Raw genomic sequence first — 536 nt, 5'->3', positions numbered from 1 at the left:
TGCCAGTTCTCCTAATCTCAAGTTTATACTGACTGACGTTGAAGTTACAGGACTGAGTGGTTGCAAACCGAAGCAGATTCAACACGGCTCGAAACTGGAATTGAAGATTTTATGTCAAGCCAAATTAAATGGGAACTACGAGCTTAACGGTCAAGTCCTCGTTTTGCCGATTAAAGGAAAAGGAAAAATTCACGTCGACTTGAAAACAACACAAATCAACGTCGACGCGAATTACGAAGAGAAATTGGGAGATGATGGTAAAAAGCATTGGCACATCACGAAGTGGTCCTACACCTTCGAACTCAAAGACAAATCCGATGTTGTATTCGAAAATCTCTTTGATGGAAATGAAGTACTTGGACAAGCGGCCCGAGAGCTGATCGCCAACAACGGCAACGATATCATCAAGGAAATCGGATCGCCGATGATCAAGGCTGCAGTGGCAAGGGTCATGAAGAACATCGAACGTTTCTTCAAAGCGATTCCCGTTGAAGACCTAATTTTAAATTGATTGTTACATACATATTTAATAAGCG

At 42.0% G+C, this 536-nt stretch carries 1 protein-coding gene; it reads left to right on the top strand.

All coding sequences use genetic code 11. The features are described 5' to 3' along the window. Positions 1-511 (top strand): JHBP domain-containing protein (locus tag F0L46_RS27895; RefSeq protein ID WP_149822429.1); only part of this gene is annotated, 511 nt, incomplete at its 5' end. Between the last annotated feature and the right edge of the window lie 25 nt (positions 512-536).

The sequence above is a fragment of the Salinarimonas soli genome (genome assembly GCF_008386575.1).
Lineage (GTDB): Bacteria > Pseudomonadota > Alphaproteobacteria > Rhizobiales > Beijerinckiaceae > Salinarimonas_A > Salinarimonas_A soli.
The sequence above is the reverse complement of the archived record's forward strand: the minus strand, read 5'-3'. Positions and strand labels throughout refer to the sequence as shown.